General features: G+C 68.7%; 22 protein-coding genes. 16 read left to right on the forward strand and 6 right to left on the reverse strand.

Annotation, left to right across the window (positions count from 1 at the left end; translation table 11 throughout):
* Window positions 1-5: 5 nt before the first annotated feature.
* The 3 genes from OHB04_RS18755 to OHB04_RS18765 all read left to right on the forward strand — a co-directional run bounded on the left by OHB04_RS18755 (window position 6) and on the right by OHB04_RS18765 (window position 3,050).
* A complete protein-coding gene (locus OHB04_RS18755; protein WP_326688852.1) occupies window positions 6-959 on the forward strand; it encodes an FAD-dependent oxidoreductase in 954 nt (317 codons plus the stop codon).
* A gap of 469 nt (window positions 960-1,428) precedes the next feature.
* Window positions 1,429-1,596: a hypothetical protein gene (locus OHB04_RS18760; protein WP_326688853.1), complete on the forward strand. Its 168-nt coding sequence runs from the start codon at window positions 1,429-1,431 to the stop codon at window positions 1,594-1,596.
* 149 nt (window positions 1,597-1,745) lie between these two features.
* Window positions 1,746-3,050, forward strand: coding sequence for a tyrosine-type recombinase/integrase (locus tag OHB04_RS18765; protein ID WP_326688854.1), 1,305 nt, complete (start codon window positions 1,746-1,748; stop codon window positions 3,048-3,050).
* A gap of 586 nt (window positions 3,051-3,636) precedes the next feature.
* Here the strand turns inward: OHB04_RS18765 and OHB04_RS41850 are convergent.
* Window positions 3,637-4,524, reverse strand: coding sequence for a DUF6615 family protein (locus OHB04_RS41850; protein ID WP_442815097.1), 888 nt, complete (start codon window positions 4,522-4,524; stop codon window positions 3,637-3,639).
* A gap of 184 nt (window positions 4,525-4,708) precedes the next feature.
* Here OHB04_RS41850 and OHB04_RS18770 point away from each other — a divergent pair, with 184 nt between their 5' ends.
* Entirely contained in the window at window positions 4,709-5,512 is an 804-nt protein-coding gene (locus tag OHB04_RS18770) for a hypothetical protein (RefSeq protein WP_326688855.1), read from the forward strand.
* Between the two features lie 488 nt (window positions 5,513-6,000).
* On the opposite strand, the gene OHB04_RS18775 is transcribed toward OHB04_RS18770, so the two are convergent.
* Window positions 6,001-7,035, reverse strand: a complete 1,035-nt coding sequence (locus OHB04_RS18775; protein WP_326807847.1) for a protein NO VEIN domain-containing protein — start codon at window positions 7,033-7,035, stop codon at window positions 6,001-6,003.
* A gap of 49 nt (window positions 7,036-7,084) precedes the next feature.
* Window positions 7,085-7,306 carry a hypothetical protein gene (locus OHB04_RS18780; protein WP_326807848.1) on the reverse strand — a complete coding sequence of 74 codons (222 nt, stop codon included), beginning with the start codon at window positions 7,304-7,306 and terminating at the stop codon, window positions 7,085-7,087.
* A 443-nt stretch (window positions 7,307-7,749) separates the two neighbouring features.
* Between OHB04_RS18780 and OHB04_RS18785 the strand changes: the two genes are divergently transcribed.
* A complete protein-coding gene (locus tag OHB04_RS18785; protein ID WP_326807849.1) occupies window positions 7,750-8,454 on the forward strand; it encodes an HNH endonuclease in 705 nt (234 codons plus the stop codon).
* 219 nt (window positions 8,455-8,673) lie between these two features.
* On the opposite strand, the gene OHB04_RS18790 is transcribed toward OHB04_RS18785, so the two are convergent.
* The 3 genes from OHB04_RS18790 to OHB04_RS18800 are packed head-to-tail and all read right to left on the reverse strand — an operon-like array spanning window position 8,674 to window position 10,581.
* Window positions 8,674-9,393: a YdcF family protein gene (locus OHB04_RS18790; RefSeq protein ID WP_326807850.1), complete on the reverse strand. Its 720-nt coding sequence runs from the start codon at window positions 9,391-9,393 to the stop codon at window positions 8,674-8,676.
* Window positions 9,390-9,779: a hypothetical protein gene (locus OHB04_RS18795; RefSeq protein WP_326807851.1), complete on the reverse strand. Its 390-nt coding sequence runs from the start codon at window positions 9,777-9,779 to the stop codon at window positions 9,390-9,392. The genes OHB04_RS18790 and OHB04_RS18795 overlap by 4 nt, the downstream gene beginning before the upstream one ends.
* Entirely contained in the window at window positions 9,772-10,581 is an 810-nt protein-coding gene (locus OHB04_RS18800; protein WP_326807852.1) for a GntR family transcriptional regulator, read from the reverse strand. Before OHB04_RS18800 ends, OHB04_RS18795 begins: the two co-directional genes overlap by 8 nt.
* Window positions 10,582-11,294: 713 nt before the next feature.
* On the opposite strand from OHB04_RS18800, the gene OHB04_RS18805 reads away from it, so the two are divergent.
* The 11 genes from OHB04_RS18805 to OHB04_RS18855 all read left to right on the forward strand — a co-directional run bounded on the left by OHB04_RS18805 (window position 11,295) and on the right by OHB04_RS18855 (window position 20,432).
* Entirely contained in the window at window positions 11,295-11,552 is a 258-nt protein-coding gene (locus OHB04_RS18805; RefSeq protein WP_326807853.1) for a DUF6284 family protein, read from the forward strand.
* The gene (locus OHB04_RS18810) at window positions 11,552-11,839 is read left to right on the forward strand and encodes a DUF6303 family protein (RefSeq protein ID WP_326807854.1); all 288 of its coding nucleotides are present in this window, start codon (window positions 11,552-11,554) and stop codon (window positions 11,837-11,839) included. Before OHB04_RS18805 ends, OHB04_RS18810 begins: the two co-directional genes overlap by 1 nt.
* Window positions 11,836-12,858 carry a DUF2637 domain-containing protein gene (locus tag OHB04_RS18815; protein ID WP_326807855.1) on the forward strand — a complete coding sequence of 341 codons (1,023 nt, stop codon included), beginning with the start codon at window positions 11,836-11,838 and terminating at the stop codon, window positions 12,856-12,858. Before OHB04_RS18810 ends, OHB04_RS18815 begins: the two co-directional genes overlap by 4 nt.
* Before the next feature lie 47 nt (window positions 12,859-12,905).
* A complete protein-coding gene (locus OHB04_RS18820; RefSeq protein ID WP_326809469.1) occupies window positions 12,906-13,232 on the forward strand; it encodes an RRQRL motif-containing zinc-binding protein in 327 nt (108 codons plus the stop codon).
* Between the two features lie 17 nt (window positions 13,233-13,249).
* Window positions 13,250-13,669 (forward strand): NUDIX hydrolase, encoded by a 420-nt coding sequence (locus OHB04_RS18825; protein WP_326807856.1) that lies wholly within the window; start codon window positions 13,250-13,252, stop codon window positions 13,667-13,669.
* A 1,056-nt stretch (window positions 13,670-14,725) separates the two neighbouring features.
* A complete protein-coding gene (locus OHB04_RS18830) occupies window positions 14,726-15,439 on the forward strand; it encodes a hypothetical protein (protein WP_326807857.1) in 714 nt (237 codons plus the stop codon).
* Window positions 15,440-15,522: 83 nt separating this feature from the next.
* The gene (locus OHB04_RS18835; protein WP_326807858.1) at window positions 15,523-17,766 is read left to right on the forward strand and encodes a hypothetical protein; all 2,244 of its coding nucleotides are present in this window, start codon (window positions 15,523-15,525) and stop codon (window positions 17,764-17,766) included.
* A gap of 185 nt (window positions 17,767-17,951) precedes the next feature.
* On the forward strand, window positions 17,952-18,275 hold the full coding sequence (locus OHB04_RS18840; RefSeq protein ID WP_326807859.1) for a hypothetical protein: 324 nt from the start codon (window positions 17,952-17,954) through the stop codon (window positions 18,273-18,275).
* 17 nt (window positions 18,276-18,292) lie between these two features.
* Complete coding sequence (locus OHB04_RS18845) at window positions 18,293-18,742, forward strand: single-stranded DNA-binding protein (RefSeq protein ID WP_326807860.1); 450 nt, start codon at window positions 18,293-18,295, stop codon at window positions 18,740-18,742.
* Window positions 18,743-18,831: 89 nt separating this feature from the next.
* A complete protein-coding gene (locus tag OHB04_RS18850) occupies window positions 18,832-19,515 on the forward strand; it encodes an SAM-dependent methyltransferase (protein ID WP_326807861.1) in 684 nt (227 codons plus the stop codon).
* Entirely contained in the window at window positions 19,512-20,432 is a 921-nt protein-coding gene (locus OHB04_RS18855) for a bifunctional DNA primase/polymerase (RefSeq protein ID WP_326807862.1), read from the forward strand. The genes OHB04_RS18850 and OHB04_RS18855 overlap by 4 nt, the downstream gene beginning before the upstream one ends.
* Window positions 20,433-20,536 lie beyond the last annotated feature (104 nt).

The following is a 20,536-nucleotide window of genomic DNA, read 5'->3' on the forward strand; positions in this document are numbered from 1 at the left end:
CAGGCATGGCAGCAGGAGAGCGCGTTGTCGTTGTCGGAGCCGGGGTGGCCGGGCTGACCACCGCTGTCGTTCTGGCCGAGGCCGGAGCCTCGGTGCGCGTGATCGCCGAGCAGGTGCCTGGCGTCACCTCTCTGGCGGCCGGGGCGATGTGGGGCCCGTATTTGGTCGAGCCGAAGGACAAGGTCGACCACTGGGGTCAACGCTCCCTGGAGATCTTCCGCGAGCTGGCCGAGGCCCCGGACACCGGCGTCCGGCTCACCAGCGGCATCGAGGCGTCCCGGACGGCCGAGGCCGCGCCGGACTGGGCCACCGCTCTGCCGGGCTTCCAGCCGTGCGCACCGGCCGAACTCCCGCCCGGCTTCACCGCCGGGTACCGGTTCACCGTGCCCCTGATCGACATGCCGGTCTACCTCGACCACCTCCTGCACCGGCTCCGTGCCGCCGGGGGCACGGTCGAGCAGCGACGACTGGCCTTGCTCACGGACATCGGCCAAGCCCCGGTGATCGTCAACTGCACGGGCCTCGGCGCCCATGGGCTGGTCCCGGACACGGACCTCCACCCCATTCGTGGCCAGCACGTCGTCGTCACCAATCCCGGACTGACCGAGTTCTTCTCCGAAGACACAGGACTCTCACCGGACTTGCTGTGCATATACCCCCACGGCGACACCGCCGTGCTGGGCGGCACCGCCATCGACGGCGAAGGCAGCCTCGCGCCTGATGCCGCCGCAGCAGCCGGCATCCTCGCCCGCTGCGCTGAGGTCGAGCCCCGCCTCGCCCAAGCCCGCGTCCTGGAGCACCGCATCGGCACCCGACCGACCCGCGCCGCGGTCCGAGTGGAGGCGGAGCTGCGGGAGGACGGCACCAGGGTCATCCACAACTACGGCCATGGCGGCGCGGGCGTCACGCTGTCATGGGGATGCGCCGAGGAAGCTCGCGAGCTGGCAATTCTCAAGTGACCCGTGGTTCCTCGCTGTTAGACACTGGAGTCCTGGCTCAGACGCCAGGAGACAAGTAGTCCGTCGGCAACTCTCGGAACTCCGGCCTCGCCTGCGCCCGCGTTCGGCGGCAGGGCGTTCATGTAACGAGCGCGCAGTGGACACACGAGGTCCCCGGCCAAGCGCAGGCCCGCAGTGCCTGGAGGCTCGACCACCCGCCATGAACGGAGAGAAGATCCGGCACGCCCGCACACCGGACACGGCCAGCCCTCCGCCCCGGACTCGGAGAATCACCTCGCAGCGCACACCGCCATGAACCTCCCGGCGCTGTACGGCGGCGGATTCGCGAGCGATCGACAACCTCGCGACCCACGGAAACAGGGGCTCCGGACGGGAATTCGCGAGAGTTGCGGGCCTTGGTCCCGCATCCCGCACTCTCTCCCACGGCTCCGGAGCCACCAACCTGATGGCACTACCCGTGGGAGAACCCATGCACAGATTTGACGCCCTTCCCCTCGTCGCCCTCATTGTGGCGACGCTGACCGCCGCGGCGTTCGGGGCGTACGTCATCCGTCAGCATCCGGCCGTCGCGCCGGCGCTGACCTTCGCTCTCGCCGTCGTTGCCACCGTCGTGACCGTGGTGGCGCTCAGCGTCTGACCTGACCTTGCCGGAGCCTGCCGAGAGTGGGCCGTGGGCGGCACGTCGCCCACGGCCCACCCGGTCCGCCGGACCTCGACGGGTACGCGGATTCGCGCAACCGGACCGACTGTCAGTGCCGGGCGCCATGATGGGTGGTTGCCCGAGCAGTGCGCAGCAATGGCCCCAGGTCGGGCCAGGACCTGGTCGGCCGTCTTACGGTCGGTGACTGGCTCAACCAGTGGCTCGCCGGCAAGCGCATCCGCAAGTCCGGGGTCAGCCGCTACGAGACCGACATCCGCGTGCACTTGAAGCCACGGATCGGTCATCACCGGCTCGACCGCCTGCGCGTGAGCCACCTCAGCGAGATGTTCACAGCTATCTCGGACGCCAATGCCGAGATCCTGGAGCAGAACGCCCAGCGCAGGACCGCCGTCGATGAGCTGGCCCAGGTGCCGTGGAAGGGCCTGGAGAACCGCGCCCGGCGCAAGTCGATGAAGGCGGCGATCGACGCCATGCCGCCCTTCCGCCGTGTCACGGGGCCTGCCACCCGGCTACGAGTCAAGGCCACACTGCGGGCAGCGTTGAACGACGCGATCGCACAGCAGATCATCACCTTCAACCCAGCGGCTCACGTCGAGATCGACCCCGTCCGCAAACCCAAAGCCCTGGTGTGGACGCACGAACGCGTCGCGAAATGGCGACAGACCGGCGAGAAGCCGTCTTCCGTCATGGTGTGGACGCCGGAGCAGACCGGCGCCTTCCTCGACTTCGTCGCGGAGGACCGGCTGTACGCCATGTGGCACCTGATCGCCTTCCGTGGCCTGCGGCGGGGTGAGGCGTGCGGGCAGCCGTGGTCGGAGACCAATCTCGACACCCGTTTCCTCACCGTCTCCTCCCAGCTCGTCCAGGAGGGCTGGGACGTCGAGTCCTCTGACCCGAAAACGGACAGCGGCTACCGCGTCATCGCCCTCGACGACGACACGGTCGAGGTTCTGAAGCGCCACCGCGAACGCCAGGGCGCGGACCGCGAGCAGTGGGCCTCGGCCTGGGTCGACACCGGTCTCGTCTTCACCCAGGAGGACGGCTCGTGGCTGCACCCCGGCAAGGTCAGCGACCTCTTCGAACGGCTCGTCGTCGCATCGGGCCTTCCGCCCATCCGACTGCACGACCTCCGGCACGGCGCGGCCACCTTCGTGCTCGCGGCCGGCGTAGACGTGAAGGTCGTCTCGGACACGCTCGGGCACAGCGACACCCGGATCACGCGGGACATCTACCAAAGCGTCCTGCCCCAGGTCGGCAAGAACGCCGCCGAGGCGACGGCGAAGTTGGTCCCGCTGCAGCGTAAGGCGGAGGAGAAAGCACGTAAGGCCGAGGAGGAAACGGCCCGCAAGGCGGCCAAGAAGGCTAAACGGACGAAGAAGGCACAGTCCGACGGCAAGAAGAGGGATAAGAGGAAGAAGCCCACAAAGTAGGGCCTGCGCCCCCTTCGCTCACGCAAGCAACCTGACGGCATTCCAGCCGTGCGACGCGTCATACCCCGAGCAGCAGAAACTCCAGCTCACGGGTTATGTGACCTGACCCTTACCGGAGCCGCCTTCGGGACTCCAACCCGAGACCTATGCATCAGCGCGGCACCCCGCAGGTCGTCCCGAGTGATGCTGCCCCGTGCCACGGTCAGAGACAGCGCGCTCTGGGCCTACGATCCACCCAAGTCCGCGCTGCGCCACCCCGTCTCTTCACGGATGGCCGACGCCCTCCCGATCGCCAGGTGAGGGATCCGGCCGCTCCGCTCGACGTGCTGCGGCTGGTAGCGGCCAGCGTCGCAGGTTTCGCGGCTCCTGGAGGGGCCTCAGGTCCCGACGAAGCCAAGGTTGAACAGAACCGCGCCCGCGGCTCGGCCGTCAGGCGGTGACGCCTCGACACCACGGACCATGGCCCGGACGCGCTGCGGAAGCTCACCCATCGGAAGCTCCGCCATTTCCCTAAGTTGCCCGCGCAAAGAACCTTCGGTTGGACTGAGCGGCGCTTCACCACGCGTAGTCTCGTGATCGACCCAGCTCAGGCCGTCCTCACCAATACGTTGATAGCGCTCCGCTCCGCTCGGCTCCGCTCGGCTCCGCTCGGCTCCGCCGACAGGTCAGACCGGGTCGGAAGCCTGGCCACTGTTGGAGAGGCGTCCGCGGACCCCGCACCCCGCTCAAGCTCCACAAGAGCCATCCGATGCAGGTGCAGCACTCTCTGGTAAGCGGTGTCCAGGCTTGGCGCGCCTGATGCGCTCCCGTCGCACAGGACGCGGTTCCAAGGGCGACTGCGATCCTTCACGTATCGCGAGCTTGTACGCGCTCCCACCAGGGTCCGCTTGACAACCAGCGCCGACACTATGGTGCAACCCAGCTGCCCCTCAGCGAAGGGGCCATGTTCGCAACCCATCCACGGCTTACCAGATCGGCTCTGCGGCCAGTTGAGGTGGTTGTAGAAGACATAGACTGAAATACAGCCTGCCTTCACAGCATCTTCGATCAGAAGGTCGCTCTGGTACCTGTCGCCATCAGGCCGGTATCGCAGGTCGTATCCACCATTTCGGTTGGCACGCTTCGCTTGGACGCGCATACCAAACCCCATGTCTCCAGAGTGAAACCACCACTCCCAGTCCGCGCCGTTCGCGCGTTCCTCGTCACTCGTGAACGGTCGGATCGCTACCCGATCTGCATGGGCTCGGTCGATGGCCCGGAGATTCTCCTCAGTATGTGTCACTTCACTCGACGGCCAGCCTCTACGGTGCTCGGCAGCCAACGCCTCAAAGGTCAACTCGGCGCGTCGACTGAGGGTTCCGCAGAGTGAGCCGACCATAGATGTGCGCGTGCCACAGAGGCGACAAAAGGTGTCATTCCTGTTGATCCGCTGGCCACAAGTGCAGCGCGCCAACTCGCCTTCACCTCTCAACATTCCATGTGCCCAGTTTCGCACTCGAACGCCGCTCCACGGCCACGTAACGACCGTATCGGACAAGTGAGCGCCGATGACGACGGCGGTGCTATGTGCTCACAATCCCAACGGCGCCCCGATGTAGACGACTTCTCGCGCGACGCATGGTTTCCAAGCACACGCTGCACCAGCATGATGGTCTGCCGTGAAGGACTTCGTGATTTCACTCGTGGCCGCAGTGATCGGATTGGCTGCAACCGGGCTGGGCGCCGTTGTTGGAGCACGAGCAGCCAGGTTCGGTGCCGAGAGGAACGCCGAGACCGTTCGACGGCAGGTACAGGATCAGGGTGTTGTGGAGCATGGCCATTGGCTGAGGCAGCAGCGGCTCAATACATACGAGACCTTCCTCGAAGCCTGGGACGAATGCCTGCGTATCACCCAAACCTCGCCAGAAGTACACGACCCCGACTCGACGGGCCTCGAAGATCTCAAAGAGGCCGCAGGCCGTATGGCGGAGCGTGCACGGCGCATCGCGCTCTTGGGGCCGGAGGAAGTCACACGCGCGGCCGAGGAGCTGACCGAGACGATGCAGGAAGACGTCGCGGTCTCCACCCGGTTCATCGAGGTAGCCCAAGCCGCGATAGCGGCGGTCGACAGCCGCCTGGTCCCCTCTGAGGCAGTGGCCGAAGCAACCGAGGAGTACAGGCGGCGCACGGAAAAGCTTACTGCACTCATGCACGGTTACCGTGATCAGGGGCGGAGCCTACGCGACCTTGATGGCCACCCCGTACTGGGCGAGATGATGAGGAGCATCGAGCAGTATCGCCAGGCTTCCAGAGAGGCTCGGGGAGCACTCAAGGAGAACGTCGAGCAGCTGTCCGGAGCCTTCGACGAGGCATCGACGATGGTGGATGTCCTCACGCGCAACAAGGAAGCACGGGAACTCAGTCGGGAACGTTTCACGAGCGCCGTACGGAAGATACTCGGCACACCACCCACGTCCGAGTAGCGGTCCGATCGGGGGATGAGGGATGGCGGCAATGCCCGCAACCATCGGAAAGCGTCATCCCCTAGGCGGCAAGCAGACCGCCGAAGCAAGTGCGGCCCCCTCCAGTGCAGGGCCAAAGACACGTGCCAAAGTCAAAGAGAAAGGACGCGCCAGGGCTCCGCTCACGCATCGCTCACGCAAGCCACCCACTGGCATCCAGGCCGTGTGACGCGTCATGCCCCGAGCAAGGCAAAAGGCCAGGTCACGGGCTATGTGACCTGGCCTTTCCCGGAGCCGCCTAGGGGAGTCGAACCCCTGACCTACGCATTACGAGTTGTCCGATCATGGTCCGAGCACGTCCACCTGAGTCCACGTAGCGCATCACCTTGCAGGTCAGGGGTGCTCACGGACCGCAAAGGATGACGGCAGACGAGGGCGGACTGACAGCTCATGGAGACCACATCTGAGACCGGGAGGCCCCAGTGACAGGGACATCGGTAGGGAGGCATTCATGCCGGAGGACTGCCGGCGTGGGATCCATCAGGAAGTGGGTAGCGGTATGCGGTAGCGACGAGCTCTTCGCGCTTCGGTAGCCAGTCGGCCCACGTTCGCCAGCGCCCGCCGCCGCAACGGAGGTCGTCATCGACTTCGATCTGATCTATGACTATGAGGCAGGTCGGCACGCCTTCAGCGTGACGCACTTCTCCTTCGGTCAGGTCGATGGCTTCGCGGCTGGTAGTGCTGCCCTTTACCTCTATGTGTGACTCAGTCCCGTCTCTGCGCACGGTGATGTCCCATGGAGAATGGTCGCCCACGTCCTCAATCTGATAGCCCCGTGAGCTGTAGTGATTGAGTACAAGGTCCATCGCATAGCGCTCGACTGCCTTTCGCTGCTTGGCGTCGTGCTGTCGGCCGTATCCGCTAGGCCCGCGGGTCTTACGCGTTGGCGAGGAGTGTGGAATAAGCACTTCCGGCTCGCTGGGCTCAGAGATCGCGGTCTGGCGCAGCTCTAGCAACTCAGGAAGCGTCTCCACCAGTGAGCGGGGGAGCTTGGTCAGATACCCCTGCGCAGCACGGAGCGGTCTCGTGCTTGAGAAGACGAAGGGGAAGTAGAGCGGCCCTGCGACCGAGTCGGTGAGGCGATCCCGCAGGGCATGGATGCGTGGCTCGATCTCACGCAGGCGCGCCTGCGTGACCGGACGCTTCAACCGCCGGTACCCGCCAAGAGGCGCTTGCCAGGCTGGCTCTGGGCCTGATGTACCTCGCTGTCGGCCGTAGGTCCCCCGGCTCTGCCAGGTGATGGTCGATGCGAACGCCTCGCCCCGAACATGGGAGTAGCCGACGACTCCGGGCCCGTGGTTCTTATCCCAATGCAGCACGAGATCACCGGGGCGTACTTCACGAACAAGCGCGTAAGACCAGTACTCTTCGCCCCGGTCGTTGAGCTGCGGTGCGAGCAGATTCACACCGATGTCTTCGCGGTTCGTGATCTCAAGCCAGTAGCGCTCGTTCGGGTCGTGGCTCCACCACTTGTTTACGGACACGGTCCTCCCTGGCTGGCCTCTTCCGGATCTCTGCCGATCTTGCCAGGTGTCAGAGGCCTTTCTGCCGCTCGGCGTCCCTTTGCCTCACCGCGTCCAGGCGCGCGAACAGCGTCTTCCAGTCGCGTGCAGCAGAGGCTTTCTGCTGCGCTCGGTCCGGTTTCGCCGACCGCGTCCTGCGCCCCTTCCCGTCCTTCGGCGCGGCGTGATCGCCGCTGGTGAGCCGAACTCGTTTCGCCGTGCCGTTATAGCGCTGCCGGTCCCCCTTGGCCATGTGTGAACGGTACGTGCCGGAGACGGAGTTGAGGAGAGTCGATTTACGAGTAGAGACAACCTTTCCATCCGGTCGCCGCCTGCCCCTCCTTCGGAGAGTCGCAGCAGAGACACGCGGAAGCAGCCAGCACGGAGATCATTTGTCGGGCTGGCAGATCTACAGCCTGCTATCGCAACCGCTGCCGACCAGCGGTCCTACCGAAGCATCGCCGCCGGTACCCACGTCTGCCCCGCAGTAATGGCAGATCCCCGGACACCCGGTCCGTCGACCAGTCGCACGCTCCCCGGACTCCCCGCTGTTCGGAGCACGAATCACGAACGCCTGGCAGGCGTACACAGTTGCGCCGAACGTCGCCGATGATGCGCCAGCGTTGACATTAATGCGCGCCGCATGGAACAGTTGCTGCGCCGACACTTCGTCGGCAGCCTAGGGAGGGAGCTCTAGTGAGCGATGGCGTGCGCAGAACGTCTTTGGTGAAGGTGGCCGAGTTCGTGGCCAGCAGGGGGATAGGCAACAAGTTCAGCAAGCTGGACTTGTTCGAAGCCGTGCCCGACGTATCCCAGGCTGATCGCCGCATGCGAGAGCTGCGGCCGATGGGCTGGATCATCGACAACTACAAGGTCAACCCCAACCTGAAGCCGGACGAGTACCTCGTCCGCGAGCTGGGGACCAGGGTCGATCTCGGCGAAGCAGCCCCCAAGACCATCCGTAAAAACATCACGGGCCCCAAGCGCCGTCGCGTCCTGGAACGCGACGGCCACATGTGCCAGGTATGCGGAATCCGTGCCGGTCAGGTCTTCCCCGATGCCCCCGAGCGCGGGGCCATCATGACGATCGGCCACATCATCCCCGTGAAACGCGGAGGGCAGAACGACGATGGCAACTTGCGGGCCGAGTGTCAGCGCTGTGGCGACGAAGCCCGCGACTTGACTGTCGACCCGCCCACGGCTGAGCAGGTGCTCGCGCACGCATCACAGGGCAGCCTGAAGGACAAGCGGCAGCTCTACGGCTGGATGCAACTCGGACGCCGCACTCCTTCCGACATCGAGAAGGTGTTCCAGGAGTGGTCCAGGCTGGGACCCGCTGACCGCATGAGCGTCATGACAGCTCTTGCCGGCCAGGTCATCAAGGAGCTCGACAACGAGTGACCGGCCCCGGAAGCCCCTGGTGATAAGGCCACGCCTTCCGTGTCCTGACTACCAGGGGCGCCTGCTCCTGTCGGCCAGTGCTGTCAAACAGCCGAGCAGAGATAATGCCGTGAGCTGCCCATCCTGGCGACGTGGCACGTATTGCAAAAGCCGCGCCCCTCTCGTCGGCGCTCCTAACGCCTTGTCTACCCGGAAGTGCTGGGGCCGGGTAGCGGCTAATCAGGAGGCGCGGGGGTGACCTTCGTCGGTCGCGGCTGTGCCCTGCTGTTGGCGTACGTTAGATGTCGACTGTGGTGTGACGAGACGGCTCGTGTACCCCTCGTCGCACAGCCGGTTGTGGGCCGCCATCACGTCTTCAGGCACCGATAGGGCCACCATGAACCCCTGCTCGGGGTAGATCAGTAGGCGCTGAAGCGCACCGACGAGCATGTCAATCACGAGGCGTGCGTCCCCGATGGAGTCGGCGTAGTCCGTGAACGTCATCGGTGTGGACGCGCTCACGATGTCGATTTCCGGCCACAGTTTGCGGGCCGTAGCGTATGCGCGGCGTTCCTCGTAGGGCTTGCTGATCAGCAGGACCGACGAGACATCGACGCCCTTCTCTTCGAGCACGGCCCGGCTGAAGCGGATGTTCTCGCCCGTGTTGCGCGCGTACGGCTCGACGAGCACGGCGGAGCCAGGGACGCCGAGTTCGAGGGCCCGTTCCCGGTAGTGCACCGCCTCACCGCGCGGCATGCGCTCCCGGGTCGTTGGGCTGGTCGCTCCAGTGAAGAGGAGGAGCGGCGCCATGCCGCGACGGTAGAGGTCAACTGCCGTATCGGCTACGCCCAGGTCGTGACTGCCCAGGCCGACCGCGACCGAGCACGGGCGCGGTTCGTGATGCATCTGGTGATAGTCCCAGATGGTCTGAGCGTCTTCCCATGCCTGCGCCGAGATCACTTGCCCTTCCCTTCCCCCACGAGGCGCAGTGCCTCGGTGGCCTCGTCGTCCGGGAGCTGCTCGGCCCACGTCATGAACGTCGCCTGAACCTGTGTGAGGTCGGTTGCCCCGAGCGCTCCCGCGAGTTGTTCCCACGTCGCTCCGCGCCGCAGCCCCTCGAAGACCAAGCGCTGCTCCTGGTCGTCAAGGACGCGGCGGATCACAGTGTCGAGGGCGAGTGTGGCGAGCACATCCGTGGCACTGGCACCGCTCGTCTCCTGTCCGGTGGCTCGTGCGGTGTGGCGCTCCCGTCGGTCCGCCAGTAGCCACAGGTTGGTGGTGGGGGCGTCGCTGGGCGTCGTGATGACTGCTGTGTCGATCGGCTGCGGCGTTCCTTCACTAGGCACGGGGGCCTCCTTCCTCGGTCTTCTGGTTGTGGGCGCTGTCGGGCACCTTGAAGTCGTACGCCCACGTGAAGCGGGACGCGGCGTGCACGCCAATGGCGAACTCGACCACCGTGCCATCCGCTGTGTACGTCGTCCGATGGAGCTCCACGACGGGTTCGCCACTGGGGAGCTGGAGGAGCTTTGTCTCCTCCAGCGTCGGCGTGCGGGCGAACAGCTCTTCCCGCATGTGATCGATCTCGTAACCCGCGTCGTAGAGCACGCGGTAGCCGCCCCCGCGACCAGCAGGGCCGGGGGTCGGGTCGACAATTCGCGTGCCCTCGACGTGCTCCGGCCGGTAGTAGCTGGTCAGCGTGTGCGTGGGCTGCTCGCCTTCCTTCACGAGCCGCGCCCGCGCGTAGACCTGGGCGCCGGTCGGCAAGCCGTGCGCTTCCGCGACTACGGCTGGCGCTTCGACGAAGCTGACCGTCTGCGTCTGCTCGCCACGGCGGTACGAGCGTCCTGACGCGACGCGGTCCGCGATGAACGCGACCTCGTCGCCGTCGCGCCACTTCGCCTTGTCGTACCGCTCGATACTCAACCGCTTGAGCGGAGTCTGCGGCCGTACGACGGTGCCGTGCCCGCGTGACGAGGTCACCAGCCCTTCGGCTTCCAGGGCCTTGTAGGCAGCATGAACGGTCGCCTTGGAGCCTTCACCCGCCTCCACCTGATCCCTGATGTGCGGCAGCTGCTTACCGGGAGCGATCTCACCGTTCTTGATCTGTTCGGCCAGGCGGTCCGCCAGCTCTCGCCACTTGGGCGCCATGCAGATCTCCTCTCGACGGCTCCAGTGAAACATAGTCCTAGGACTGTTGACAGTCCTAGGACTGCCAGTGCATGGTCGTATCAGTCGCCACACAGTCCTAGGACTGCAAGGCGACCGCCCCGGTGGCTCTCTTTGGGCTGCCTGGCGACGCCCGGAGGGCCCCTGAAACGGGTTCGAAGGAAGCGTCCGTTGGTTGAGAACTGAACAGCGTGATCCACCACAGCTAGACGGCCGTGACTACCCCGGCCGAGGTGAGTGGAGATCCGTCGTGAGGCGCCATTACCGCTGGTGGTGGCAGTCGACACGTGTGACGACCCCGCAGGGCTCATTGCTGCGGGCGAACACGGAGGGTCGGCACCCTCGCGACGTTAAAGAACGACGCGGCACACCTTTCAGGCTGGGATTACGGCTCGGGATGAAAGTCTCCCCGGGCCCGAACAGCCGCCGCGTGAATGAGACCAGCCAGCAGTCCTGTGCTGCACGTCGTCCCCCTCCGTCACCCCTCGTGGGTCGGCTCGGAGGGGCGTCGGCGTGGGGATGCAGGAAGACCCCCATACGAAGCGCACCGTCCGGCCCCCGGGCGGTGCTTCTCAGGTGCCTTCGCCGCGCTCGACAGCGCCCGCGAGCACGGTCTGACCTGATACGGCGGCGGCCCCGGTGCTGGAACACCGAGGCCGCTTCAGGGCCGTTCTACCTGGAAGGAACCACGACCCATGACTGTCAACCGTACTGTCCGCCGCTTGCGCACTGTCCCCGATGAGGAGATCGGCCCGTCGGCCGCTGAGCTGGACGCGATCGAGGTGGAGTGGCCGGTCATCGCGGCCGATGTGGAGCTGCTGGATGCGCGGATCGCTGTCCTGGACCGCGTCCCGACGGAGGTGGACCGGCAGCGCATCCGCCGCGCTCACCGACGGCTGCTTTCCGCCCGGCGGGAGCTGGCCAACCGGTTTGGTACGCCGGAGGTGGCCTGATGCTCGGGGAGTTCACCGCGCAGCTCGCCACACGGGGCGGTCGCTGGCGGCTGTATGTGGCGCTGATGGACACCACCGAGCCGTGGCCCGTCCACGACTTCGACCGCGCCGGGCCGCCGCCGACGTTCACAGAGCGTTCAGCCGTCCTCAACCGGCTCGGGTTCGAGCCCTTCCCGCACACGGTGTGGGTATGGAGTGAGACCACCGAGGACCCTGCCGACGCCAGCTCGCCGGTACGGCTGATCGCCACTATGGCGGTGCGTTCACGCCGGGCGGTGGTCGTGTGAACGGCGTTCAGATCCGTTCAGCAGAGCGCGCCCTCTCGGTTGGCACGTGGCTGATCGTGGCCGGTGCGATGCTCTATTCGATCCTGACCGTCACCCCGCTCGCCGCGGCCCACACGCCGGATGAGTGGGACTGGACCGCGCCGATTCTGCCTCTGGTGGTTGATGCGGCGGTCGTCATCGTCGTGCGTCTGGATGCGGTGCTGGCCCGTCTTGGCGGCAACGGTGGGCGCTGGCCGGTGGTGCTGCGGTGGATGACCGGCGGCATGACTCTCGCCCTGAACGTCGCGGATTCTGCCTTGAACAGGGACCTGGTGGGCGTCGCCGTGCACGCGGTGGCGCCACTGCTGCTGATCGTCACGGCGGAGACGGGTTTGGCCTACCGCCGCGCCATCACCGCCGCCGTCACCGCCCAGGAAGCCCGCCGCCGGGCCGAACAGCAGGAGCGGGAGCGGACGGCCGCAGAGCAGCGTGAGGCCGCGGTGCGGCTGGCCCGGGAGGAGCGCGAGCACGCCGCGATGCTGGCGCGTGAACAGCGCGAACACGAGGCCCTGCTTGCCCGCGAACAGGCCGAGCGCGAGGAGCGGGCGCGGCGCAAGGAGCGCGAACACCGGGAGGCCCGGGAACGGTCCGAACAGCAGCAGCGTGAACGCCTTGAGCGGGAGCGTGAACAGGCCCGGCTCAAGCGTGAACAGCGCGAGCGGGAAGAGGCGCAGCGCCGCGAACGCGAACAGCGGGAGCGCGCGGAGCGTGAACGCCGTGAGGAGGCCGAGCGGCAGGAGCGGGCCGAGCGTGAACGCGCCGCGCTGCTGGCAGCCGGCCCGGCCACCGAGAAGCAGCCCGAAGGGCGCGCCCGCGAGACCGTGCAGGCCGCCTTCGTTGCGGAACTGCCGGTGCGCCAGGCCGCGGAGTTGTGCGGCTGGTCGGTCGGCTGGGTCTCGACCCGCTACCAGGAACTGCGCGATACACCCCAGCTCCCCGGCGGCCCCACGCCGCGTGCGCTGGAAGGAGCCACCCCGTGAAGCCGTCACGCAGCACGGCCCCGGCGCGTTCAATTTCCGCGAACCCGCTGGTTTCTGTCTACCGGTGGCGTCTGGCCCCGGACGGGATGGCCACCTACCGCCAGCTCCGGGCCATGGGCCTGCGCCCCGGCGGCCAAGACGTGGCCGCGCAGATCGAGCGTCCGCGCCGTCGGCGCGGGCCGCTGGTCGCCTACCTCTACCGCATTGAAGACGCGAAGCCGGTGCGGCCGATGACCCCGGCGCGCCGTCGGGCGCTCGACGCGGCGATGACCGCCCGGCGCACCTGCCCGACCTGCCGCGCGATCCGGCCCTACTGCATCGCCCGCTCACTCGGTGAGTGCGTGCCCTGCGCCGATGCCCCCCGAACTGGATGACCAGACCAGGAGTTGACATGCCCGAGACCGAGACCATCCGCTACACCGCCGATGTCGTGGCCGTCACCAGCGATGGCCGTGTCCTGCTCATCGAACGCAGGTGGGACCCCTTCGAGGGGCGCTGGGCCCTGCCCGGTGGGCACGTCGACGCCGGGGAGACGAGCCGTGCGGCGGCTGCCCGCGAGCTGGCTGAGGAGACCGGCGTGCACGTGGACCCCGTCGACCTGCGCCAGCTCGGCACCTTCGACCGGCCTGACCGGGACCCCCGAGGCCGCTACGTCACCGTCGCCTACCTCGCCCGGGTGCCCGCCGACACCCCGATCCTCGCCGGTGACGACGCCCGGACTGCCCATTGGTGGCCACTGACCGGGCTGCCGGGCCTGGCGTTCGACCACGTCGACATCATCCTCCACGCGGTCGCGGCACACCTCCGCTGACTCCGCCCCGCGACGGCCGCCCAAGCCTGGCAGCAGCGTCGGCCGTCGCGGGCCCCTGCACCGCCACAAGACGAGACAGGAGACATTCAGCATGACGGACTCGTACCTGATGCCCTACCCCTCCCGAGGCGAGGTGAAGGCAGGATGACCGAGACCACGACCGAGGCCCCGGCGACCAGCAGCACCGCGCAGCCGGGCACGGCCGCGCCGTCCACAACCAGCGCGGCGGCCCAGGGCAAGCCCGAGTTGCGGCACACGCGGGGTGGGCTTCCGGCGGTGCCGCTGGCGGTCACGACGGGAAACACCGTCGTCGGTCTGCTGTCCGCCGCCACCTTGGCCGGCGGCCCCCTGGCGGGCGCCGCCGCTGTAGGCGGGGCCGCCTTGACCGGCGCCGTGGCCGCCGGGCGGCGCCGCAAGCAGGGCCGCACGTCCCGGAATTCCTCCCGAGGGGGAGGCCGTACGGGAGGTTCTGGGAGCCGTAGGACATCCGGCGGCGCTGGTGCGCTCTCGGGCCGTTCGCGTGGAGGAGGCAGTGGCTCCCGGAAGTCGTCCGGCGGCCGGAAGCCGTCCGGCTCCCGTACCGGGTCCGCCTCACAGCCCCGCAGCAACAGCAGTAGCGCCCGCCGTGCGGGCACCGGCGGCAAGTCCGGTTCCAGCGCTGGCCGCTCCCTTCTCTCCCGCGCTGGGGGGCTTTCGGGCTCCCGCGCTGCGGGCTCCCGGGGCGGGTCGTCGGGGCGCCGCGCTTCCGGTGGTGGGGCCGGGGGCCGGTCCGGCGGTGCGGCGGGGCGTGTGGGTGCGGTGCGGGATGCGCGCCGGGCGCGGCGGGAGGGGGCCCCGAGCAGGGCGTCTCAGCGTCGTGCGGACACGGGCGCGCGGCGCAGCGTCGCAGACGCCCGCCGCAACGCCCGCCAGACCGCCCGCGGTACCGGCGGGCCGGGCAGCAAGCACAACGGTGCGAACCGGGCGCTGAACAACAGGCGGGGCGGTGCCCGCGGTTCCGTGCGGGAGCGGGCGCGGGGGCGGCTGGATGGGTGGCGGGAGGGGCGTGCCGATCGGGTGGCCCAGACCCGTCGGCGCAAGCTGGCGCAGCGTTCGATGCGCCGGGAGTTGCGCTCCTCGCGGCTGCGCTATTGGGGCCGTTGCCTGGCCGCCGCCGCCCTGGCCGCCCCTGTCGGGGTGCTGGGCATGCTCACCACTCCGCTGGGCCGCCGGTTCGGTGCGCCGGGCCTGATGCATCCGGGCCGGCGCCTCTTCCGCGCGCTCACGGGCAAGGCCCGCGCCGCGCGTGAGGAGCGTGACGAGGCGGCCCGTGAACTCCCCGACCGCGAAGCCGGGTCGGACGGGGCGGATTTGCTCACGCGGGTGCCCCGCGCGCCGCGCAACCATCACCACCTGCTCAAGGGAGACGCCATGTCCGACACCCCCGGCTTCCTCTTCGACGCCTCCGCCTCGGAGATGGAAGAGGCCGCCAACACCTACGACCCCAGCGGTGCGATGCACGTGGTCAACACCCTGTTGGGGATGCCTGCCGCGCTCACCTCGATCTCCAACACGTTCAAGATCCTGGCCGAGAAGTCGGATGAGGACTTCCCCCTGGAGAAGGAGGTGGCCGAAGCGCTGGAGGACGTCTACAAGCACCTGAAGAAGGCCGTGGACTCCGCCGAAGACGTGGCCGAAGTGGTCGAGAAGGTCCACGAGCACGACATCCGCCGCCACAAGGAGCCCCGCAAGGGCGAGCCTATGTGGGACACCAGCAACAACGACGAATAGAACCCCTCGAACTACCCGCAACGGGCGGGCCCGCACCAGCTGGTGCGGGCCCGCCCTCGTCATACGGCAAAGGAGAGACCTTCATGGCGGAACACAGCCTGAACCTGACGAACAGCGCGGCCCCCGCCAAGCCGCCGAAGCCCTCGAAGACAACGACCAAGACGGGAGTCCCTTTGGACTGGGCCGCTCCCCACGGCCCGCTGACCGGCGCTGTCTCGGCAACGACCGGGGCAGGGGCCGCCGCGCTGCTCGGAGCCGCCGGAAGCATGCCTCCAGGCTGGCCCCTGGTCATCGGCGCCGCCGGCGCGCTGGGACACGGGATCGGCGCATCCATCCGGCGGAAGCTGACCGGGCACAGCATCGTGGCCCGCTCCGCATCCTGGCTGCTGGCCGGCGGGTGGACCACGTGGGCCATGACCACCGGCCCGCTGTCCTGGGCCGCCGCCGGGTCCCTGGCCGCCCTCGGAGTCGGCATCGGCGCCATGTCCTCCCACGCCGCCGTCCACGAAGAGGCCGCAGAACAAGAACGCCTCTCCGCCGAAGCCCGCGCCCTGGCCCGCGAGATGAACGCCGAGCGCACCGGTATCGCGCGGGAGTGGGAGGAGCGCATCACCCGCGTGTGCCGCGTGAAGGTGCAGATCTTCGCCGTGGAACTGTGGGAATCCGGCGCCGGGCACTCCCTCGCGGCCGAACTCCCGGGCGGGGGCGCGACCTGGGACCAGATCCGCAACCACGCCCGCGCCCTGGCCGCCGACGCCGGCCTCCCCCTCGGCTGCGCCATCCACGTCGAGGAAGGCGACCGACAAGGCCGGGTCGTCCTCGACATCCCGACACAGAACGTGGTGGCCAAGGACTACCCCTACCCGACCGACTACAGCCCCCTGTCCATCCTGACGGGCATCCCCTGGGGACTGCTGCCCCACTCCGAGCACGTCAACGTCTTCCTGCGCGAGGCGTGCGCGCTGGTCCTGGGCCCGCCCGGATCAGGCAAGTCCACCTTCGTAGACGTGGTCCTCGCAGGCTTCAACCGCTGCACCGACGTGATCACGTTCGTCATCGACTTCAAGGCCGGTGCCTCCGCCCGACCCTGGGTGCGCCCCTACCTGGAAGCCGCGGGGCACCTGGCACCGCGCCGGGGACTTCCCGCGCCGCCGGCCGACACCCGGCCCGGGGTGGACTGGGTGGCCTCCACACCGAAGGAGGCGCGGCGGATGCTGCGCGCGGTACTGGCCATCAACGCCGCACGCCAGGCCGCCTACCAGGACCTCATGGACGAGCACGACACCACGCTGCTGCCCGTCTCCGCGCGACTCCCGCAGATCCAGATCGTGGTGGACGAGGGCGCCGAACTCCTGTCCGCACCCTCCTTCCGGGACCCGGTCATGAAGGAGGTTCAGGGCGGGGTCAAGACGGTCATGCGCACCACCCGCGCCATGGGAATCCGCCTCGTCCTGACCGCAGTGGACGGCAACACCGCCGCGCTGGGCAACACCGAGGTGCGCAAGTTCTCCCCCGTCGGCGTCGCCCTGACCTCGGGGGAGTCGGCGGGGGACAACGCGGCCAAGCTGTTCAAGCGGGTCAAGGTCGATTCCTCCCAGCTCAACGCGAAGGGCGCCGGCATCATCGGCGCCGCCGGCGCGGAAGGCTTCGCGCCCACCCCCTTCAAGGGCTGGAAGACCACACCCAGCCTCGCCCGGGACGTCGTGCTCGCCACCAACCACCGCCGCCCCCTCCTCGACGAGGTCTCCGCACACGCGGCAGGAGAGGACTACAGCGAGCGCTGGAGCACCGAGCGCGCCGGATGGCTGTGGGAAGACCACCCCAGCAGCAACAGCACACAGCCGGACACCGGAACCGCGCAGGAAACCCCAAGCGGCCCGCGCGAACCAGGCGACCTGAACCTCTCCTACCGGCGCCGCGAAAACAGCGGGCCGGACGAGGCGGACGCCATGGCCGCCCGCCTCATGCAGCAGATCGAAGACACCTACGGCACCACCACCGAACCCGACCCCACCCACCGCCCGCCAGGGCGCGACGAGGGGCTGAACCTCTCCTACCGCCACCGGAACAACGACGACGAGGACGGTGACGACTCGGAGGGTGAGCCGGGCGACGCCCGGAAAGCCGCGCTGCTGCTGATCCTGGCGGCCGGCCCCGAGGGGACCGGCGCCTCAGCCATGGAACGCGCCCTCAAGGACGACTTCGGCACCCGCCGCCCAGTCATCCAACGGTGGCTCAAGGAGTGGACCGAGGCCGGCGAAATCGTCCGCGTCGGCGAGGGCAGCAAAGCCCGCTACGTCCACCGCCAGCACGCCACCGGCCCGTAGACCCGACCACCTGTCTGTCACCTGTCACCAGGCCCCACACACCCCCTCAAAGAGCGCCTGTGGGGGCTGCAACCCCGCTTTGACCTGCATGTGACAGGTGACAGACAGGTGACAGGTGACAGGCGGATGACAGGCCGAGTGACAGGCACCTCCCACACCGCACCACACCGCGAAGGGAGCACACCATGCACCGCCATCCACCACCCCACGGCGGCCCTCCCGGGCACCTCGCCCCGCACCTCCCAGCCGACGACTACCGCCGCGCCCAGGACAGCGGACAGCCCGTCATCGTCGTCCACACCACGACCCGCACCCACCGCCCGGCCCACGACTTCCTCTTCCCCATCGTCCTCGCGGGCGCCGGCGTCGCGGGCGTCTTCGGGCTCGTGGCCGCGTTCCTCGCGCTCCTCGACTTCGCAGCCCACACCGCGGTGGCCATCGGCGGTGCCGCGGGCCCGCTGGGCATCGGCGGAATCACCCTCAAGCTCGCCCGACCCCGCGCCAAGTAGCAGACAGGAGAAACCCCATGGCCATGGGAGAAACCCCCATCACGATCGTCGGCAACCTGACCAGCGACCCGGAACTGAAGTTCACCCCCAGCGGTGCGGCTCTGGCCCGGTTCACGGTCGCGTCCACACCGCGCCAGTTCGACCGCACCTCGGGCCAGTACAAGGACGGCACCGCGATGTTCATGCGCTGCTCCGCATGGCGCGGCCTGGCCGAGAACGTCGCCGCCTCGCTCGCCAAGGGCCACCGCGTGGTGGTCACGGGGCGGCTGCGCCAGTTCGACTGGCAGACCCCGGAGGGCGAGAACCGCAGCATGCTCGCCATGGAGGTGGATGAGATCGGCCCCAGCCTCCGGTTCGCCACCGCCGAGCCGGTCAAGGCCACCGGGGACGCCAGGAAGCCGGCGCCCGCCGACGACGCCTGGAACACCGCACCGGCCGCGGCCGGTGGCGACGAACCCCCGTTCTGACCACGCCAGGGGCGGCCCCACCTCGCCAAAGGAATCCGGGGCCGCCCCTGCCCACAGCAACTCAATAGAGAGCACTGGAGGTCTCCAGCATGACCCAACCCACCGACATCCGGCGAGTGCGCGGCCGACGGCCGCGGCTGCTGGATCTGTACTCCTGCCAGGGCGGCGCCGCCAAGGGCTACGCGGACGCCGGGTTCGATGTCGTCGGCGTCGACAAGGACCCGCAGCCCCGGTACCCGTACGCGTTCGTCCAGGCCGATGCGCTGGACTTCGTGCGCAAGCACGGCGCCGGGTTCGACTTCATCCACGCGTCCCCGCCCTGCCAGCTCGACTCGGACTGCCAGCGCATCCAGGCCCGGACCCACCCCGACCTGATCGCACCCACCCGCGCCGCGCTGCAAGCGACCGGCCGCCCGTGGGTGATGGAGAACGTGCGCGGCGCCCTCCCGAAGCTCCGCGAGCCGGTCATGCTGTGCGGCGCCATGTTCGGCCTGCACACCTACCGGCACCGGTACTTCGAGACCGGCGGCGGCCTCACCCTCGTCCAGCCGCCGCACCCCGCCCACACAGCGCCGCAGGCCAAGATGGGCCGCCCCGTGCCTGAAGGGCACTTCGGGCAGTACGTCGGCAACTTCTCCGGCGTCCCCCAGGCCCGCACCGTGCTCGGAGTGCCGTGGATGAACCGCGACGGCATCCGCGAATGCATCCCCCCGGCCTACACCGAGCACGTCGGCCGTGCGGCCCTGGCGGTCCGGCTGGAGGTGGCGGCATGAGCGCACCCACCACCTGCAACCTGGCACTGCTCGCCTGGGCACTGGACGCCGTACGCCGCGGCTGGCACGTCATCCCCCTGCGGCCCGGTGACAAGCGGCCCGCCGGCCACGCCGACAAGTACTGCCCCGGCACCGGCCGCTGCGCCGGCGGGCACCACACACCCGAGCAGCGCGCCACCACCGACGTGGATCTGCTGGCGGCTGCGTGGTCCCACCAGCCCTACAACGTAGGCGTCGCCGCGGGCCCGTCCGGACTGCTGGTGGTGGACCTGGACACGCTCAAGGCGACAGACGAAGAAGGAGCGCCTGACGGCGCAACCGCTCTTCTGGCGCTCTGCGAGCGCGCCGGACAGCCCTACCCGACCACGTTCCAGGTGCGGACCCCGAGCGGAGGGGAGCACCTGTACTTCACCCAGCCGCCCGGCGTCGCACTGCATTCCACTGCGGGGCGCCTGGCGAAGCGGATCGACACCCGCGGGTGGGGCGGCTACGTCGTCGCCCCCGGCAGCACCACCCCCGACGGCACCTACACCGTCCTGGAGGACCGTCCGCCCACACCGCTGCCCGGCTGGCTGCACGGCGCACTCACACCACCCCGTCGGCCCGCACCGACCCCGGCCGGGCCCCCCGCCAGTGGTGGCGGTGGCGGATATGCAGCGGCAGCGCTGCGGGGTGAGGCCGCCAACGTGGCCGGCGCCGCAGACGGCAGCCGCAACGCCACCCTGCTACGGGCCGCGCGGGCACTGGGACGGCTGGTCGCATCCGGCGACCTGAGCAGGGTCGAGGTTGAGGAGGCTCTTAGTGGGGCGGCGGCGGGCAACGCAACACAGCCGCAGCGCTACTACGACGACGTGATCCGACGCGGCCTGGACTGGTCCATCACCCACAACCCGGCATCCGGGAGGCGGGCCGCATGACCAACCCCCCGCCCACTAAGAGCCACAACAACCCCGACCCCACCCCACCCGCCGCACAGACGCCGGGACACGACAACAGCGGCGGCGTGAGCCCTGGCGCCCGT

Origin of the sequence: Streptomyces sp. NBC_01775 (assembly GCF_035917675.1) — a bacterium.
Lineage (GTDB): Bacteria > Actinomycetota > Actinomycetes > Streptomycetales > Streptomycetaceae > Streptomyces.

Coding starts and splice junctions, on each gene's coding strand:
- OHB04_RS18755 (WP_326688852.1), top strand. CDS start 6: ATGGCAGCAGGAGAGCGCGTTGTCGTTGTCGGAGCCGGGGTGGCCGGG.
- OHB04_RS18760 (WP_326688853.1), top strand. CDS start 1,429: ATGCACAGATTTGACGCCCTTCCCCTCGTCGCCCTCATTGTGGCGACG.
- OHB04_RS41850 (WP_442815097.1), bottom strand. CDS start 4,524: ATGTTGAGAGGTGAAGGCGAGTTGGCGCGCTGCACTTGTGGCCAGCGG.
- OHB04_RS18780 (WP_326807848.1), bottom strand. CDS start 7,306: ATGGCCAAGGGGGACCGGCAGCGCTATAACGGCACGGCGAAACGAGTT.
- OHB04_RS18800 (WP_326807852.1), bottom strand. CDS start 10,581: ATGGCGCCCAAGTGGCGAGAGCTGGCGGACCGCCTGGCCGAACAGATC.
- OHB04_RS18805 (WP_326807853.1), top strand. CDS start 11,295: ATGACTGTCAACCGTACTGTCCGCCGCTTGCGCACTGTCCCCGATGAG.
- OHB04_RS18810 (WP_326807854.1), top strand. CDS start 11,552: ATGCTCGGGGAGTTCACCGCGCAGCTCGCCACACGGGGCGGTCGCTGG.
- OHB04_RS18825 (WP_326807856.1), top strand. CDS start 13,250: ATGCCCGAGACCGAGACCATCCGCTACACCGCCGATGTCGTGGCCGTC.
- OHB04_RS18835 (WP_326807858.1), top strand. CDS start 15,523: ATGGCGGAACACAGCCTGAACCTGACGAACAGCGCGGCCCCCGCCAAG.
- OHB04_RS18840 (WP_326807859.1), top strand. CDS start 17,952: ATGCACCGCCATCCACCACCCCACGGCGGCCCTCCCGGGCACCTCGCC.
- OHB04_RS18845 (WP_326807860.1), top strand. CDS start 18,293: ATGGCCATGGGAGAAACCCCCATCACGATCGTCGGCAACCTGACCAGC.
- OHB04_RS18850 (WP_326807861.1), top strand. CDS start 18,832: ATGACCCAACCCACCGACATCCGGCGAGTGCGCGGCCGACGGCCGCGG.
- OHB04_RS18855 (WP_326807862.1), top strand. CDS start 19,512: ATGAGCGCACCCACCACCTGCAACCTGGCACTGCTCGCCTGGGCACTG.